This window comes from Streptomyces sp. NPDC029526, from assembly GCF_040637405.1.
Lineage (GTDB): Bacteria > Actinomycetota > Actinomycetes > Streptomycetales > Streptomycetaceae > Streptomyces.
Genome location: NZ_JBEZWE010000001.1, coordinates 672,121 through 686,963 on the forward strand (window position 1 = coordinate 672,121; position 14,843 = coordinate 686,963).

Genomic DNA, 14,843 nt, shown 5'->3' on the forward strand with positions numbered 1-14,843 from the left:
GGGGAGTGCTCGCGGCCCTGTCGGCGAACGTCCTGTACAGCGCCGGTTTCGTCCTGGAGAAGCGGGCGCTCGGCGCGCTGCCCGAGGTGTCGGTCCGCAGGCCCGCCCGGCTGCTGCGGCTGGTGCTCGCCAGCCCGCTGTGGATCTGCGGCTCGCTGGCGCTGGCGGCCGGGTTCGCGGCCCAGCTCGTGGTGTACGCCACGCTGCCGATCGCCGCCGCGCAGGGCATCTTCGTCTCGGGTCTGGTGCTGCTGGTGCTGCTGTCGGCGCGGCTGCTGGGCGAGGAGACCAGCGGCCGGGAGCGGTACGCGCTGGGCGCCATCCTGCTGGCACTGCTGATGGTGGTGCTGTCGCTGCGCGAGGGGGGCGCGGACGCCGACACGGTCGGCCGGGACGCCCCCTACCCGCTGATCCTGCTGGTGTGCGTGCCCGCGCTGGCGGCCGGGGTGGGGCTGTACGCCTCGGCCGAGCGCAACGCCCGCCGCCGGCACCGGCTGCCGACGACCGGCGTGGAGTACGGCGTGGCCGTGGGCCTGCTCTACGGCGTCAGCTCGCTGGCCGTCAAGGGCGTGTCGAGCCATCTGACGACCGGTGGGATCGGCGGCGCGGTGCCCGCCCTGCTCCGCTCGCCGTACCCGTATCTGCTGCTGTTCACCGCGGTGTTCGGCCTGGTGATGTCGCAGGCGGCGCTCCAGCGCTGCCGGGCGTCGCTGATCGTGCCGGTGTGCACGACCGTGTCCTGCCTGTTCACCGCCGTGCTGGGCACGCTGACGTTCGGCGAGGAACTGCCGGACGAGCCGCTGCGGCTGGCCCTGCGGGTGGCGGGCACCCTGCTCGCCGTCGCCGTGCTGCTCGCCATGCCCAAGCACGACACCGCTCCGCAGTCCCCCGCCCCCGCCGAGGAGTTGACCCCGCCGTGAAAGCCGACGACCCGCTGCTGAGGATCCTCGCCTGCCCGCTCGACAAGGGCCCGCTGGACCTCCTCGCCGCCGACGACGGCGGCGGGGAGGCGCTCTACAACCCGCGGCTGCGCCGCCGCTATCCCATCGTCGACGGCATCCCGCAGCTGCTGCCGTCCTCCGGGGAGCAGGTGTCCGCCGAGGAGCACGAGAAGCTGCTGCTGACCCGGGTGACCGCGGGCGGGGACGTCGGCGGGCCGGGGGACGGCGACGCCGGGAAGGCCGCCGGCCCCGGCGACGGCGGTCCCGACGGCGGGGCCGGCGCGCGGCCGGGGAGCGCCCCGTGAGCGACCGCACCGTGGCCGCGCGGCTGGCGTCCGTGCTGCCCGGCCGGGTGGTGGCCGCGGCGGCCCGGGCGGTCTACCCGCGCTTCGAGCCGGAACTGGCCCGGCTGCCCGACCTGTGCCCGGCGGACTGCGGCACCGCGGTCGACGTGGGCGGCTGGTACGGCCCCTGGACGCACCGGCTGGCCGCGCGGGCCCGGCGCGTGGTGACCGTCGAACCGGTCCCCCGCCTGGCCCGGCTGCTCGCCGCCACCGCCCCGCCGAACGTCCGGGTGGTGCGCGCGGCGGCCTCCGACCGGCCCGGCGTCGCCCGCCTGTGGCTGCCCTCCGGCGACCGGGGCGAGCGGGGCGTGTCGTCCCTGGTGCGGCGGGACATCCACGACGACGCCCTCGACGTCACCTGTGTCGCCCTGGACGACCTCGGTCTGACGGACGTCGACTTCGTCAAGATCGACGTGGACGGCAACGAGTCGGCGGTGCTGCGCGGCGCGACCGGCATCCTCACCCGTGACCGGCCCGCCCTCTTCGTGGAGCTGGAGGCCCGCATCCAGCCCGTCGCCCCGGTCGTCACCCAACTGTCCGAGCTGGGCTACGACGGCTGGGTGCTGCCCGCCGGCGACTGGGTCCCGCTGTCCCGGTTCCCGCTGGAGGCGCACCAGGCCCGCTCCTGCCACGTCGCCACCCACGGCCTGCTCCGCCGGGTGCTGCCCCGCGGCCTGCGCTACGTCAACTCGGTGCTGTTCCTCCCGGACGGGCGCCGCCCCGGCGCGGGCCCGATGCGCGACGATGGAGCACGTGCCGACCGGACCACGCCCCCCTGAACCGTTCACGCCCGTGCACCTCCAGCTCGTCCTGCTGCGCCGGATGGCCGACCACAACCCCGGGCTCGTGGAGGACGCCCGGCGCGCCCTGGGCGCCTCCGCCGCCGACCTGCGGGAGGCCAACCGGCGCTGGCAGGCGATGCTCCGCTCGCCGCGCCCCCGCCCGGCGCTCGACCGCTACCGGTCCGTGCTGGGCGCCCCGGAGTCCCGGACCCCGCGCCGGGTCGGCGACCTGGACTGCGAGGCGTGGCAGTGGCCGCTGCCGCTCTGGCCCGACCTGCGCTTCGAGGTGCTGACGGCGCCCGGCGGTGCGGTGTGGAACGAGTGGCTGGTGCGCGCGCCGGGCGCCGCGCCGCCCGTCCTGCGCACGGTGGCCGACCTGGCGCCCTGGTCCTGCACCGTCGAGGAGGCCGCCCGCGCCTTCGCCCCGGCCCGCCCCCTCCAGGGCTCCGCCCCGACCCGCTGGGGACTGGCGTTCACCGCCCCCGACGCGGACGGCGTGCCCCGCGAGGTGGTCGCGGAGTTCACCTGGGGCCTGCTCCAGCGGACCGCGGTCGGGGACCGGCGGCGGCCGTGACGATCGCGGCCGTCACCGCGGGCAGCGAGGCGGGGTGCAGCGACAGGAACAGGTTGGGCTCCACCAGCTCCAGTTCCATCACCTGCGGCCGGCCGTCCGCGCCGTCCACCAGGTCGACGCGCGCGTACAGCAGCTCCGGCGCCCCCGGCACGGCGGCCAGCGCCCGCTCGGCGACCTCGCGTTCGGCCGCGTCCGGCGTCCAGGGCGTCAGGCCGGGCTGCGCGGTCTTCCGGGCGTCGTAGGGCGTACCGGGCCGCAGCACGGCGCCCTTGCGGGAGGAGTGCAGCAGGCGACCGCCGAAGAACTGGAGCGCCCGCTCGCCGGTCCGGTCGATGGCGGTGACGTAGGGCTGCACCATCGCGGTGTACCCCTCGGCGTGCATCCGCCGCAGCTGCTCCCGGGCCGTGTCGTGCTCGTCCGGGGTGTAGCGGGCGGCGAGCCGGGCGCCCGCGCCGGAGGTGGGCTTGACGACGAACGCGTGCCCGGCGGGCAGGTCCGGCGGGTCTCCGGGTGCCAGGTAGCGGGTGGGCACGATGGGCACCCCGGCCGCGGCGAGGTCGCCGAGGTAGCGCTTGTCGGTGTTCCAGCGGACCACGTCCGCCGGGTTGGCCAGCCGGGTGAGCCGCCCGCAGCGCTCGGCCCACGCCGTGAACTCGGCGGCCCGCCAGCTGTAGTCCCAGGTGGACCGGATCACCGCGAGGTCGAAGGCGGCCCAGTCCACCGCCGGGTCGTCCCACTCCACGGCGGCCGCCTCCACCCCGGCCCCGGTCAACTCCCGCACCAGGACCGGCAGGTCCGGGTCCTCGGCGATCCCGGGCCGGGGCCGGCACGTCACGAGGGCGACTCGGGGCACGGCGTACTCCTGTGCGGACGGGCCGGGCACCGCACGGGGTGTACGGAACCGGCGGGGCGGGCGATGCCGGACGGGCGCCCAGGGCGGCCGGCGGCCTCCCGGGCAGCGCCGCCACCCGGCCGGCGGGCGGCCGTCCGGCAGGCTAGCAAGCCCCCTCGCGCGGCCCCACGGCACCACCGTCCGCGCCCGCCCCACGGGTGTCGCGCGGCCCCGGCCCGGGTACCCGGCGCGGCGACCGGGCACATCGGCACCCCGGTGTGCCGCCGGCTCGGAAAGGAGCCCGCCATGAAGGCCGCGCGCTACTACGGCATCGAGGACATCCGCGTCGACGACGTCCCGGAACCCGAGGTCCGGCCGGGGACCGTGAAGATCGCCCCCGCGTGGACCGGCATCTGCGGTTCCGACCTGCACGTCTACTTCGGCGGTCCGGTCAGCCCGATGCCGACGGAGGGCAACCCCCACCCGCTCTCCGGCGAGGAGCCGCCCCTGGTGTTCGGGCACGAGTTCTCGGGGACCGTGGAGGAGGTGGGTGACGGGGTGGAGGGCCTTGCGCCCGGGGACTCCGTGGTCGTGGAGCCGCTGCTGGTCTGCGGGGAGTGCTTCGCCTGCCGCGAGGGCCGCTACAACATCTGCGCCAAGCTGGGCTTCATCGGCCTCTCCGGCGGCGGGGGCGGCATGTCGGAGCACATCGTCGTCGAACGGCGGTTCGTGCACCCCGTCGGTGACCTGCCGCTGGACCAGGCGGCCCTGATCGAGCCGCTGAGCGTGTCCGCGCACGCGGTCCGGCTCTCCGGCGCCGCTGAGGGCGACGTGGCCCTGGTCGGCGGCGCCGGCCCGATCGGCCTGTTCACCGCGGCCGTGCTGAAGGCCCTGGGGGCGACGGTGATCGTCAGCGAGATGAGCGGGCAGCGCAAGCAGAAGGCGAAGGACACCGGGGTCGCCGACCACGTCCTCGACCCGGGCCAGGAGGACGTCGCCGCCCGCGCGACGGAGATCACCGGTGGCAAGGGCGTCGACGTCGCGTTCGAGTGCGCGGGCGTCCAGCCGGTCCTCGACACGCTCCTGCAGGCGCTGAAGGTCGGCGGACGGCTGCAGGTCGTCGCCCTGTACGGGGACAACCCCACGCTGGACACCATGGCCCTGCTGTTCAAGGAGATCGAGATCCAGGGCAGCATGGGGTACGCGGACGACCACCCGGCGGTGATCCGCATGGTGCAGGAGGGCCGCGTCGACCTCAGCCCCTTCATCACCCGGCGCATCCCCGTCGAGGACCTCGCGACGGAGGGCATGCGACGGCTGGTGGACCACAAGGACGAGGAAGTGAAGATCCTCGTCCACCTGTAGGCGCCCCGGAGCGCGTCGGCGGCGGCCGACCGGTGATCGCGCCCGGTCCCGGAGCCGGTCCGGAGTCGGATGCGGAGCACCCCCCTGGGTAGGACCCCCTGCGGCACCACCCAGAATCACCGCTACCGCCCTCACCGGCCACCGACCCGAGGAGTCCGACGCGTGTCCAGTCTTTTCCCCGCCCTGACCGGCGCCCCGGCCGACCGGCCCGCCCTGCGGTTCGGCGGGTGCTCACTGACGTACGGGGACCTCGCCGGGGCGACCGGCGCCGTCGCCGGCGGGCTGCGGACGGCGCGGCGGGTCGCCGTGTGGGCCACCCCCGCGCCGGAGACCGCGGTCGCCGTCGTCGGGGCGCTGCGCGCCGGGGCGGCCGTGGTGCCGCTGAACCCGGCGTCCGGCGACCGGGAGCTCGGGCACATCCTCGCCGACAGCGCCCCCGACCTGGTGCTCGCCCCGACCGGGGCGGACCTGCCCGGCCCGCTCGGGGACCTGCCCCGCCGCACGGTCGACGTGACGGACCGCGCCCCGCACGGCCCCCTCCCCGAAGACGACGCCGACGGCGGGGACCCGGCCCTGGTCGTCTACACGTCCGGCACCACCGGCCCGCCCAAGGGCGCCGTGATCCCCCGCCGGGCCGTCGCCGTGACCCTGGACGCGCTGGCCGACGCCTGGCAGTGGACCGGCGACGACGTGCTGGTCCACGGACTGCCGCTGTTCCACGTGCACGGCCTGGTGCTGGGGGTGCTCGGCCCGCTGCGCCGGGGCGGGTCGCTGCGCCACCTGGGCCGGTTCAGTACCGAGGGCGTGACCCGCGAGCTGTCCGCCGGCGCGACCATGCTGTTCGGGGTGCCGACGATGTACCACCGCATCGCGGAGGCGCTGCCCGGCGACCCCGCGCTCGCCCGGGCGCTGGCCGGGGCCCGGCTGCTGGTGTCCGGCTCCGCCGCGCTGCCGGTGCACGACCACGAGCGGATCGAGAAGGCGACCGGGCGCCGGGTGATCGAGCGGTACGGCATGACGGAGACGCTGATGAACACCAGCGTCCGCGTCGACTCCCCGTCCCGCCCCGGCACGGTGGGGGTGCCGCTGCCGGGGGTGGAGCTGCGGCTGGTGGAGGAGGACGGCTCACCGGTGACGGCGGCGGACGGGGAGAGCGTCGGCGAGATCCAGGTGCGCGGCACGCACCTCTTCACGGAGTACCTCAACCGCCCCGACGCGACCGCCGCCGCCTTCACCGCCGACGGCTGGTTCCGCACCGGCGACATGGCGGTGCGCGAGGACGACGGATCGGTCCGGATCGTCGGCCGCAAGGCCACCGACCTGATCAAGAGCGGCGGCTACAAGATCGGTGCCGGGGAGATCGAGAACGCCCTGCTGGAGCACCCGGGGGTGCGGGAGGCGGCGGTGACCGGGGAACCGGACGCCGACCTGGGCGAGCGGATCGTGGCGTGGGTGGTCCCGGCCGACCCGCAGTCCCCGCCCGGCCTGCCGGAGCTGGCCGACCACGTGGCCCGCCGGCTGGCCCCGCACAAGCGCCCGCGGGTGCTGCGGCTGCTGGACGCGCTGCCGCGCAACGACATGGGGAAGATCATGAAGCGGGCGCTGAGCCGTGACTGACCGCCTCCCGGCCCGCGCGGTCCTCGCCCTGGTCGCCGACGACTTCGCCGAACTCCCCACCCCCGGCGGCCGGTCCGCGCCCGACGGCCCGCTCGGCTGGCCCGGTTACGGCTCCTCCCGGGCCCGCGCCGCCGAACGCACCGGCGAGCGCGAGTCGGTGGTCTGCGGCACCGCCCGGGTGGCGGGCACCCCGGCCGTGCTGATCGCCTTCGAGTTCGGCTTCCTCGGCGGGTCCCTCGGCGAGCGCACCGGCGACCTGCTGGTCGCGGCGTACGCCCATGCACGGGAGCACCGGCTGCCGGTGGTCGCGCTCGTCGCCACCGGCGGCAGCCGCATGCAGGAGGGCATGCTCGCGCTCACCCAGCTCCAGCGCGTCGCCCGCGCCTCCGCGCTGGTCCGCCGGGCGGGGCTGCCGCAGATCGCGGTGGTCCGGGACCCGACGACCGGGGGCGGCTGGGCCACGCTCGGGGCGGGCTCCGACGTGGTCCTGGCGCTGCCCGGGGCCCAGGTCGGCTTCGCGGGCTCCCGGGTCCGCCCGCCGGACGCCGACCCGGCCGCCTACACCGCGGAGGCGCAACTGGCGGCGGGCGCGGTGGACGCGGTGGTCCGGCCGGCGGAGCTGCGGGAGACCCTGGGCGGGTGGCTGCGGCTGCTGACCTCGCCCTCCGCCGAACCGGCACCGCCGCCCGCCGCACTCGGCTCGGCCGAGCCGCCCGCCACCGGCTGGGAGGCGGTGCTCCGCGCCCGCTCCCCGCACCGCCCGCGCGCCACCGCCTACCTGGACGCCTACTTCTCCCACCGGCTGCCGCTCCGCGGCGACCGCGCCGGGGGCGCGGACCCCGGGGGCATGCTGTGCGGTTTCGGCACCCGCTCGGGGCGCACGGTCGCCTTCGCCGCGCAGACCGGCACGGCGACCCGTCCGGCCGGCTACCGCACCGCCGCCCGGCTGATACGGCTGGCGGACCGGCTCCGCATCCCGGTGCTGACCCTGGTGGACACCCCGGGTGCGGCCAACGACGCGGCGGCGGAGCGCGAGGGCGTGGGGGCGGCCGTCGCGGACCTGTTCGCGGCGGTGGCCGAGGCCCGCACGCCGGTGACCACGCTGGTGATCGGCGAGGGCGGCTCCGGGGGCGCCCTCGCCCTGGCCGCGCCCGGCCGGACCTGGGTGACGCCCGACGCCTACTTCTCGGTGATCGCGCCGGAGATGGCGGCGGCCATCCTCAAACGCCCATGCTCCGAGGTGGAGCTGACGGCCGACCAGCTGCGCGTCCGCCCGCAGGACCTGGTGGACCTGGGCGTGGTGCGCGGGATCGTCGGCACCGAGGCCACCGGGGCCACTCACGCCACCGAGGCCACCGAGGCCACCGAGGCCACCGAGGCCACCGAGGCCACCGAGGCCACCGACAGGGTCCGCCCCGCCGAGGACAGCCGCACCGCCCCGGAAAACTCCGGGACCCCCGCAACGTCCGAGGCTCCGGAAGGCTCCAAGCCCCCTGGCGACCGAACACGCGATCACCTGTTCCCTGGAACAGGTGATCGTCGCCCATGAGAGTGCATGGGGCACGCATCGTTGACCATACTCACGGTGTGCCACCGGCGGGCTGCAGACCGTGGTCGGCACAGGTCCCATTCGTGCTTCACCGCAAGGAGACACCGCACTCATGAACGTTCTCACCGACGTCCTCGCCGGCCTCGTCCACCTCGTCGGCTGGCTGGTCTGACGTCCGGAGGAATCCGCCCGCGGCGCCGTCTCCCCGTCCCAGGGAGGCGGCGCCGCCGCGTTCCCCGGCGCGCCCCCCGTTCGGCGGCCCCCCGCCCGGCCCCTCAGAACAGGCGCCCCACCCGGCTTCCGCGCACGATGCCTGCAGAGGTCCGTCAGCCGGCGGACCACGAGGTCCGCACTCGGGAGGATCTGCCGTGACCGCCAGTCTGGAGCAGTTGCGCCGCTGCCACTTCGCCGTCGACCTCGGTGCGGCCCGCACCCGGGTCTACGTCAAGGGCGTCGGTCTCGTCGTCGACCAGCCGTCCGCCGCCGCCGTGAACACCAGGACCGGCGCGCTGATCGCGGTCGGCGAACTCGCGGAGAAGATGACGGGCCGCACACCGGGCTACATCCGGGTGGTGCGGCCGGTGTCCGGCGGCACGGTCGTGGACATCGAGATGGCCCAGCGCATGCTGCGGCACCTGCTCGGCGACAAGATCCGCCGCACCCTGCGGCGCAAGCCCCGGCTGCGCGCCGCCGCCTGCACCCCGCACGACTCCGACCCGCTGGCCCGGCGCGCCGCGACCGAGACCCTGGTCGGCCTCGGCGCCCGCAGGGTGGAACTGGTCGACACCCTGATCGCCGCCGCCGTCGGCTGCGGTCTCCCCGTCGAGCAGCCCGAGGCGACCATGATCATGGTCTGCGGGGCGGCCGCCACCCAGGTCGCGGTGCTCTCCCTCGGCTCCATCGTGACCGCCGAACGCATTCCGGTGGGCGGCGAGGCCGTGGACCACGCGATCGTGCAGCACCTGCGCCACCAGCACGAACTGATGCTGCCCAGCCAGTCCGTCCGGCCGCTGCAGATCGCCCTGTCCGGCAACGGCCTGACCCCGCAGGGGCCCGACTCCACGGAGATCCACGGCCGGGACGTCGCCACCGGACTGGCCCGCTCGGTCACCATCGACACCGCCGCCGTGCGGCAGGCCATCCAGACCCCGCTCACCGCCGTCCTGGACGGCATCGGCAAGGTGCTGCGCGCCTGCCCGCCCGACCTGGTGGCCGACCTCGCCGACCGCGGCATCATGATGGTCGGCGGCAGCGCCCTGCTGCCCGGCCTCGACCAGATGCTGCGCGAGGCGACCGGCATGCCCGTGCACATCGCCGAACGCCCGGACGTCTGCGCGGTCCAGGGCCTCGGCGCGATGCTGGAGGGCCGGATCGCCCCGCTGGTGCTGGACCCGCTGGCGAGCTGACGCCGCCGCCCGCATCCCGGCCGGGGGCCGACGACCGGTGCTCAGCCGGTGAACCAGCACCGCACCGTGGTGCCGTCCTCCGCCGTGTGGACGCGCACCAGGTCGGCGATCAGATGCACCATCAGCAGCCCCCGCCCGCCGCGCTGGTCCCGGCTCGCGGGACGACGGCCGGCGAGCGGATCGGTGAACCGTCCCCCGTCCCGCACCTCGCACACCACCCGGCCGTCCTCCGCCCAGACCCGCAGCACGCCCGAACCCCCGCCGTGCACCACGCTGTTCGTGGTCAGCTCGGCGGTGGCCAGCGCCAGGTCCTCCAGCGGCATCCCGGTCAGCCCGAGCCGCCGGCCCTCGTCCGAGGCGGCGTGCCGGGCCGCCGTCAGCGTCTCCGCGACGAACGGGAAGACCATCGCCTCCGGCGCCGGGGGCAGCGGCTCGTTGGCGCGGGCGACGGCCTCGTCCGGCGCGTACGCCGGACTCGCCACGGGCGTCCGGGCCCCCGCCTCGATGACGACCGGGTGGGTGACGCGGGCGTCGGCCAGCGCCCGCGGGGACAGCGTGCGCACGTCGTAGGGGCACAGAATCGTCACTGCACGCCCCCGGAACGCGGCGTTGATCAGTGCCTCGTGCTGGAGGCAGGCCGGGTACTCGACGGCGGACCGTCCGGCCCAGACCGGCTCGCCGACGATCCGCACCCGCCGCCCGTCCGCCGGTGCGTCGGCGAAGGCGTGCAGCACCCGGGGCAGGATGCGGCCCGGGTTGCGTCCGGCCTCCCGCATGTCCAGCAGGCGCACGGCCGACGCGTCGTCCCCGAGCGCCTCCCGGATCAGCTCCAGGTTCTCCCCGGGCACGGCCACCGCGACCGGCTCCCCGGCCGCCAGGCCCTCGCGCACGAAGGACACGGTGCCCTCCAGGTACGCGTCCCGGCCCCCGTAGAAGAGGGCGGGATGCCGGAAGGGGTCCGGGCCTGCGGTCGGCCCGGCGGTCTCGGCCGCAGCAGTCATGACATCGACACCTCGATCGTCGGAAGGTCCGGCCAGAACAACTCCAGCACCCTGCGCAGTGCCTGCGGCGGCCGGTGCACCACGAACCGCCGGCCGTCACCGAGCCGCCCCGCGGCAGCCGCCAGGGCCCCGGCCCCCGCCACGTCGACGAAGGTCACGGCGGACAGCTCCAGGCAGTACACGGCGTCCCCCTCGCGCACCGCCCGGTCCAGCACGTTCTCCCAGACGGCCCGGGTGGCCAGGCCGACCTCCCCGGCGGCGCGCACCCCCGTGCGCCCGTCGAGGGGGCGGACCGTCAGGACGGGTCCCGGCGTGCCGGGCCCGCTCGGTGTTCGCTGGTGAGTGCCCAACACCCGTCTCCCCACACTCCTGGACCAGGGCAGGTCTGCCCCGCAGGAGCCCGGGGCAATCCCCCGCCCGGTGTGTAGCGAGCCGCAGGGTGGGCAGGCGCACCGCAGTGCGACCGGGACCGCGCGCAGCCTACCGCCCGGTTCCGGCAGCGGAAGGACGAAGGGCCGACGACCACCCACGAGTACCGACAAGGCGGTGACATGACCTCCGCGGCCACCCCGCCCCCTCTCTCGGGCAGGCTCAACACCCTGGTCATCGGTGGACACACGGACGCCGGGGGCACCCTGCTCACGCCCCGCGGCGAACTCGTCGAGGGCTGCGCCGACGTCCTGGCCGAGACACTGGACGCGCTGCCCGCCGACGCCACCCGCGTCGACCTGGACATGAGCGGCGTCCACTTCATGGACACGGCCGGGCTGCGCTTCCTGGACGTGCTGCGCGCGTACGGCCACCGCCACGGCGTCCCGACCACCGCCACCTGCTGGAACGGCCAGCCGCGCCGCATCCTGGAACTGGCCGGCCTGGACACCACCGACCCGCTGCGCACCCCCGCCCCCGAGCCGGTGCCCGAGCACGGGCCCACCACCTCCGCAGTGGCCCTGGAACGCGCCGAGCAGCTGCACGTGCTGCGCGCCGAGGTCGAGCAGCTGCGCCAGGCGATCGTCTCCCGTCCCGTCATCGACCAGGCCCGCGGCATCCTCATGGCCACCCACGGCTGCACCTCGGACGAGGCGTGGCACATCCTGCGCGAGGCATCCCAGCTGTCCAACACCAAGCTGCGCACGGTCGCCGCCGCGCTCACCGCCGGCGCCGAGGCGGAGGGCACGCCCCCTCCCCCGGCCGTCCGCACCGCCCTGGCCCGCGCGGTGGCCCGGCGCCGCCCCTGACCGCGGGAAGCGGGGGCCCGGGTGCGCCCGGCAGGTTCGGGGTACCCGGCATCCGCCCTGCGGGGACACCCCCGTCCCCGTCGGACGGACGCGGTCCCCGACCCGTGACCAGGAGGCATCCGATGAGCATCACCGAGCCCCCCACCCCGTCCCAGGCCGAGGGCGAACGCGACGACGACGACCGCCCCGGCGCCGAGGCGTCCCCGCCGCACCCCACCCCGTCGCAGGCCGAGGGCGAGCGCGACGACGAGGAGACCACCCCGGGTTGACCCCGGACCGCCCGGCCACCGGCCACCCGGCCGCCCGTTCCGCCCGCGCCGCATCGGCCCGTCGGCATCACGCCGGCGGGCTCGCTGGCGCGGTGACCGCGGGGCGTGGAAGGCCGCGAGGCGTCAGAGTCCGCCGGCGTAGAGGAAGAGGAGGGTGAGCGGGACGAGCACCGCCACCGAGCCGGTCACGAGGCCGATGGCGCACTGGGCCCGCTTCCCGGCCCCGCTGACCAGGCCGAGGACACCGAAGGTGACGGCGAGAGCGCCGGCCAGGATGCCGAAGAACGGGAGGAAGGGGAGAAGGACCAGTCCGAGGAGTCCGAAGAAGAGGGAGACGGGCCCGTAGAGGGTGGCCGGGCTCTCGGTGTCACCGATGGTCATCCCAGGTCCCTCGTCCGTGGTACGCCCGCGCACCGGCACCGTCCGCTCGCAGTGCTGCGCTGGTGGGGCGGGTGGGACTCGAACCCACGGCCGACGGATTATGAGTCCGTTGCTCTAACCGGCTGAGCTACCGCCCCATAGCGGCGTGTCGCGTACATGTGTACGCGCCGTCTGCCGCAGCATAGCCGCTCATACGATCTCCTGCTCCGGCTGGTCGGCAGCGTGCGGCCCTGCCGACCATGAGGACTGCCCCGCGTGGTGAACGGTTCCCCCGGGCATGAAAAAGGACCCCTGCGGGGTCCTCGTTCAGCATGCTCCCCCGACTGGACTCGAACCAGTAACCTGCCGGTTAACAGCCGGCTGCTCTGCCAATTGAGCTACGGAGGACCGAGCTCCCCCGACTGGACTCGAACCAGTAACCTGCCGGTTAACAGCCGGCTGCTCTGCCAATTGAGCTACGGAGGAATGCCTCGTTGCATCGAACGTACCTCCCTGGGTATCCGCCAGGGGGCGCGCGCTCGCTGCGACACATACATTAGCGCAAGCAGGGGGGTGCTCCGCCAATCGGTACTCCCGGGCGCCGTGCCGCACGAGTCCGACGCTGACACGCAGACCTACACAAGGGAAGGGTGGCCGCCATGCGGTACCGGCTCACGTTCGTCGCCGGAGTCGTCCTGGGGTACGTGCTGGGCACGCGCGCCGGGCGGGAACGCTACGAACAGCTGAAGAAGTCCGCCCAGCAGTTCGCGCAGAACCCCGCCGTCCGCAACACCGCGGAGACGGCCGCGCAGCAGAGCCGCGAGTTCGCCGGCAAGGCGTACCACGTGGTCAGCGACCGGGTCGGCGACCGCATGCCGGACTCGGTGGCCCAGCGGGTGCGCACCCTGCGCGAGCGCAGCACGCACGGCCCCGCCGAGGACGACTGGGGCACCAGCAACACCTGAACGTGCCCCCCGACGGGTGCCGGAACCGCACGGCCGGCATCCTGCCCGCACCCGGACGGCTCCCTGGGCCGCCCCGGGTGCGGTGATACGGCAGAATTTCGGCCATGGGGATAGTCGCCGGGCTGGACAGTGCGCCCGATTTCACTCGCATCGTGGTCTGTGACGCGGACACCGGAGTCGTGCTCAGGCAGGGCTACGCGCCGCATCCGGTGGAGAGCCCCGACGGTCACCGCCCCTCCGACGTGGACCCGCAGGCCTGGCTGCTGTCGCTGGGCGAGGCGGCGGGCGGCGGGCTGCTGGAGGGCGTCCAGGCCATCGGGGTCTCCGCGCAGCAGAACGCGCTCGTCCCCCTGGACTCCCAGGGCAACACCGTGCGGCCCGCGATGGTCGGCGGCGACAAGCGGGCGCAGGTGGCCGCGGCCGACCTGGTGGACGCGCTCGGCGGGCGCGAGGCGTGGGCGCAGGCGGTGGGCTGCGTACCGCAGGCCGCGCAGCCGGTGACCAAGCTGCGCTGGCTGGCCCGCACCGAACCCGACAACGCGCTGCGCACCGCCGTGGCGCTCCAGGCGCACGACTGGCTGGTGTGGCAGCTGCTGGGCCGGCCGGTGCGGCGCACCACCGACCGCGGCGGCGCCTCCGGCACCGGCTACTGGGCGGCGGCCACCGGCGGCTACCGTCCCGACCTGGTGGAGCTGGCGCTCGGGCACCAGGTCCTCCTGCCGGAGGTGATCGGCCCGGCCGAGGCGGCGGGCGCGACCCCGGAGGGCCTGCTGATCTCCGCGGGTACCGGCGAGACGATGGCGGCGGCCTTCGGCCTGGGCATCGGCCTGGGTGACGCGGTGGTGTCGCTGGGGGCCTCCGGGTCCGTGATGGCCGTGCACCCCGAGGCGCTGTACGACCACACCGGCATGATCACCGCGCTCGCCGACGCGACCGGCATGCACCTGCCGGTGGTCACCACGCTGAACGCGGTCCGCACGCTGCGCGGGACGGCGGAACTGCTGGGGCTGCCCGACCTGGAGAGCCTGTCCGACCTGGCGATGAAGTCGACGCCGGGCGCGCACGGACTGGTGCTGCTCCCCTATCTGGAGGGCGAACGCACCCCGAACCTGCCGCACACCGCCGGGACCCTGGCCGGGCTGCGCCGGGAGTCGATGAAGCCGGAGCACCTGGCGCGGGCCGCGTTCGAGGGCATGCTGTGCGGGCTCGCGGACGCGCTGGACGTGCTGCGCGGCCGGGGCGTGGAGGTGCGCCGGGTGTTCCTGCTGGGGTCGGTGGCCGAGCTGCCGGCCGTGCAGGCGGCGGCGCCCTCGCTGTTCGGGGCGCAGGTGATGGTGCCGCAGCCCGCGGACTACGCGGCGATCGGCGCGGCCCGGCAGGCGGCCTGGGCGCTCGGCGCCTCGCAGGGCACCCTGGATCCGCGGACCCCGCCCGTGTGGCAGGGCGCGGCGGCCCAGGTGCTGGATCCGGGCGAGGAGCTGGCGGTGGGTCAAGCGGTGCGCCAGCAGTTCGTGTCGGTGCGGGAGCAGACCCACCCGGGGGCGTTCGGCGGTCAGCGGTGACTCGGCCGCTTCGGCGCCGGCGGTGGGGGCCGTCGGAA

General features: G+C 75.6%; 15 protein-coding genes, 3 tRNA genes and 1 pseudogene. 12 read left to right on the forward strand and 7 right to left on the reverse strand.

Annotated elements, in window-relative coordinates:
- The first annotated feature begins 5 nt into the window (after nucleotides 1-5).
- The 4 genes and pseudogenes from AB0F01_RS02955 (at nucleotide 6) to AB0F01_RS02970 (ending at nucleotide 2,641) form a co-directional block, all read left to right on the forward strand.
- Nucleotides 6-920: a hypothetical protein gene (locus AB0F01_RS02955; RefSeq protein ID WP_362090211.1), complete on the forward strand. Its 915-nt coding sequence runs from the start codon at nucleotides 6-8 to the stop codon at nucleotides 918-920.
- Nucleotides 917-1,120, forward strand: a pseudogene (locus AB0F01_RS02960) (Trm112 family protein); the annotation flags it as partial. The gene AB0F01_RS02955 and the pseudogene AB0F01_RS02960, both read left to right, overlap by 4 nt.
- A 122-nt stretch (nucleotides 1,121-1,242) precedes the next feature.
- Nucleotides 1,243-2,064: an FkbM family methyltransferase gene (locus AB0F01_RS02965; protein ID WP_362089330.1), complete on the forward strand. Its 822-nt coding sequence runs from the start codon at nucleotides 1,243-1,245 to the stop codon at nucleotides 2,062-2,064.
- Nucleotides 2,030-2,641 (forward strand): hypothetical protein, encoded by a 612-nt coding sequence (locus AB0F01_RS02970; RefSeq protein ID WP_362089331.1) that lies wholly within the window; start codon nucleotides 2,030-2,032, stop codon nucleotides 2,639-2,641. Before AB0F01_RS02965 ends, AB0F01_RS02970 begins: the two co-directional genes overlap by 35 nt.
- On the opposite strand, the gene AB0F01_RS02975 is transcribed toward AB0F01_RS02970, so the two are convergent.
- Nucleotides 2,589-3,494 (reverse strand): hypothetical protein, encoded by a 906-nt coding sequence (locus AB0F01_RS02975; RefSeq protein ID WP_362089332.1) that lies wholly within the window; start codon nucleotides 3,492-3,494, stop codon nucleotides 2,589-2,591. The two genes, AB0F01_RS02970 and AB0F01_RS02975, sit on opposite strands and share 53 nt — an antisense overlap.
- Nucleotides 3,495-3,779: 285 nt before the next feature.
- Here AB0F01_RS02975 and AB0F01_RS02980 point away from each other — a divergent pair, with 285 nt between their 5' ends.
- The 4 genes from AB0F01_RS02980 (at nucleotide 3,780) to AB0F01_RS02995 (ending at nucleotide 9,410) form a co-directional block, all read left to right on the forward strand.
- Entirely contained in the window at nucleotides 3,780-4,838 is a 1,059-nt protein-coding gene (locus tag AB0F01_RS02980; RefSeq protein ID WP_362089333.1) for a 2,3-butanediol dehydrogenase, read from the forward strand.
- Between the two features lie 162 nt (nucleotides 4,839-5,000).
- The gene (locus tag AB0F01_RS02985) at nucleotides 5,001-6,455 is read left to right on the forward strand and encodes an acyl-CoA synthetase (RefSeq protein ID WP_362089334.1); all 1,455 of its coding nucleotides are present in this window, start codon (nucleotides 5,001-5,003) and stop codon (nucleotides 6,453-6,455) included.
- On the forward strand, nucleotides 6,448-8,004 hold the full coding sequence (locus AB0F01_RS02990) for a carboxyl transferase domain-containing protein (RefSeq protein WP_362089335.1): 1,557 nt from the start codon (nucleotides 6,448-6,450) through the stop codon (nucleotides 8,002-8,004). Before AB0F01_RS02985 ends, AB0F01_RS02990 begins: the two co-directional genes overlap by 8 nt.
- A 368-nt stretch (nucleotides 8,005-8,372) precedes the next feature.
- Entirely contained in the window at nucleotides 8,373-9,410 is a 1,038-nt protein-coding gene (locus AB0F01_RS02995; RefSeq protein ID WP_362089336.1) for a rod shape-determining protein, read from the forward strand.
- A gap of 41 nt (nucleotides 9,411-9,451) precedes the next feature.
- Here the strand turns inward: AB0F01_RS02995 and AB0F01_RS03000 are convergent, their stop codons facing one another.
- Together AB0F01_RS03000 and AB0F01_RS03005 are read right to left on the reverse strand one after the other, a co-directional pair.
- A complete protein-coding gene (locus tag AB0F01_RS03000) occupies nucleotides 9,452-10,411 on the reverse strand; it encodes an anti-sigma factor RsbA family regulatory protein (RefSeq protein WP_362089337.1) in 960 nt (319 codons plus the stop codon).
- Nucleotides 10,408-10,764, reverse strand: coding sequence for an STAS domain-containing protein (locus AB0F01_RS03005; protein ID WP_362089338.1), 357 nt, complete (start codon nucleotides 10,762-10,764; stop codon nucleotides 10,408-10,410). The genes AB0F01_RS03000 and AB0F01_RS03005 overlap by 4 nt, the downstream gene beginning before the upstream one ends.
- A 198-nt stretch (nucleotides 10,765-10,962) precedes the next feature.
- Here AB0F01_RS03005 and AB0F01_RS03010 point away from each other — a divergent pair, with 198 nt between their 5' ends.
- Both AB0F01_RS03010 and AB0F01_RS03015 read left to right on the forward strand, forming a co-directional pair.
- Entirely contained in the window at nucleotides 10,963-11,649 is a 687-nt protein-coding gene (locus AB0F01_RS03010) for an ANTAR domain-containing protein (RefSeq protein ID WP_362089339.1), read from the forward strand.
- A gap of 122 nt (nucleotides 11,650-11,771) precedes the next feature.
- The gene (locus tag AB0F01_RS03015) at nucleotides 11,772-11,918 is read left to right on the forward strand and encodes a hypothetical protein (protein ID WP_362089340.1); all 147 of its coding nucleotides are present in this window, start codon (nucleotides 11,772-11,774) and stop codon (nucleotides 11,916-11,918) included.
- Between the two features lie 123 nt (nucleotides 11,919-12,041).
- Here the strand turns inward: AB0F01_RS03015 and AB0F01_RS03020 are convergent, their stop codons facing one another.
- From AB0F01_RS03020 to AB0F01_RS03035, 4 genes are all read right to left on the reverse strand, one after another.
- Nucleotides 12,042-12,299, reverse strand: coding sequence for a hypothetical protein (locus AB0F01_RS03020; protein WP_362089341.1), 258 nt, complete (start codon nucleotides 12,297-12,299; stop codon nucleotides 12,042-12,044).
- Nucleotides 12,300-12,359: 60 nt separating this feature from the next.
- Nucleotides 12,360-12,436: transfer RNA gene (locus AB0F01_RS03025), tRNA-Ile, on the reverse strand.
- Nucleotides 12,437-12,613: 177 nt separating this feature from the next.
- Nucleotides 12,614-12,686: transfer RNA gene (locus AB0F01_RS03030), tRNA-Asn, on the reverse strand.
- Nucleotides 12,687-12,691: 5 nt separating this feature from the next.
- A tRNA-Asn gene (locus AB0F01_RS03035) sits at nucleotides 12,692-12,764 on the reverse strand.
- A gap of 173 nt (nucleotides 12,765-12,937) precedes the next feature.
- Between AB0F01_RS03035 and AB0F01_RS03040 the strand changes: the two genes are divergently transcribed.
- Entirely contained in the window at nucleotides 12,938-13,243 is a 306-nt protein-coding gene (locus AB0F01_RS03040) for a YtxH domain-containing protein (RefSeq protein ID WP_362089342.1), read from the forward strand.
- Nucleotides 13,244-13,347: 104 nt separating this feature from the next.
- The gene (locus AB0F01_RS03045) at nucleotides 13,348-14,805 is read left to right on the forward strand and encodes an FGGY family carbohydrate kinase (RefSeq protein ID WP_362089343.1); all 1,458 of its coding nucleotides are present in this window, start codon (nucleotides 13,348-13,350) and stop codon (nucleotides 14,803-14,805) included.
- The last annotated feature ends 38 nt before the right edge of the window (nucleotides 14,806-14,843 follow it).

What these genes read in the sequence shown, in the direction of transcription:
- AB0F01_RS03045 (WP_362089343.1), top strand. Translation starts at nt 13,348, where the DNA reads ATGGGGATAGTCGCCGGGCTGGACAGTGCGCCCGATTTCACTCGCATC.
- AB0F01_RS03000 (WP_362089337.1), bottom strand. Translation starts at nt 10,411, where the DNA reads ATGACTGCTGCGGCCGAGACCGCCGGGCCGACCGCAGGCCCGGACCCC.
- AB0F01_RS03040 (WP_362089342.1), top strand. Translation starts at nt 12,938, where the DNA reads ATGCGGTACCGGCTCACGTTCGTCGCCGGAGTCGTCCTGGGGTACGTG.
- AB0F01_RS02970 (WP_362089331.1), top strand. Translation starts at nt 2,030, where the DNA reads ATGGAGCACGTGCCGACCGGACCACGCCCCCCTGAACCGTTCACGCCC.
- AB0F01_RS02980 (WP_362089333.1), top strand. Translation starts at nt 3,780, where the DNA reads ATGAAGGCCGCGCGCTACTACGGCATCGAGGACATCCGCGTCGACGAC.
- AB0F01_RS03010 (WP_362089339.1), top strand. Translation starts at nt 10,963, where the DNA reads ATGACCTCCGCGGCCACCCCGCCCCCTCTCTCGGGCAGGCTCAACACC.
- AB0F01_RS03015 (WP_362089340.1), top strand. Translation starts at nt 11,772, where the DNA reads ATGAGCATCACCGAGCCCCCCACCCCGTCCCAGGCCGAGGGCGAACGC.
- AB0F01_RS03020 (WP_362089341.1), bottom strand. Translation starts at nt 12,299, where the DNA reads ATGACCATCGGTGACACCGAGAGCCCGGCCACCCTCTACGGGCCCGTC.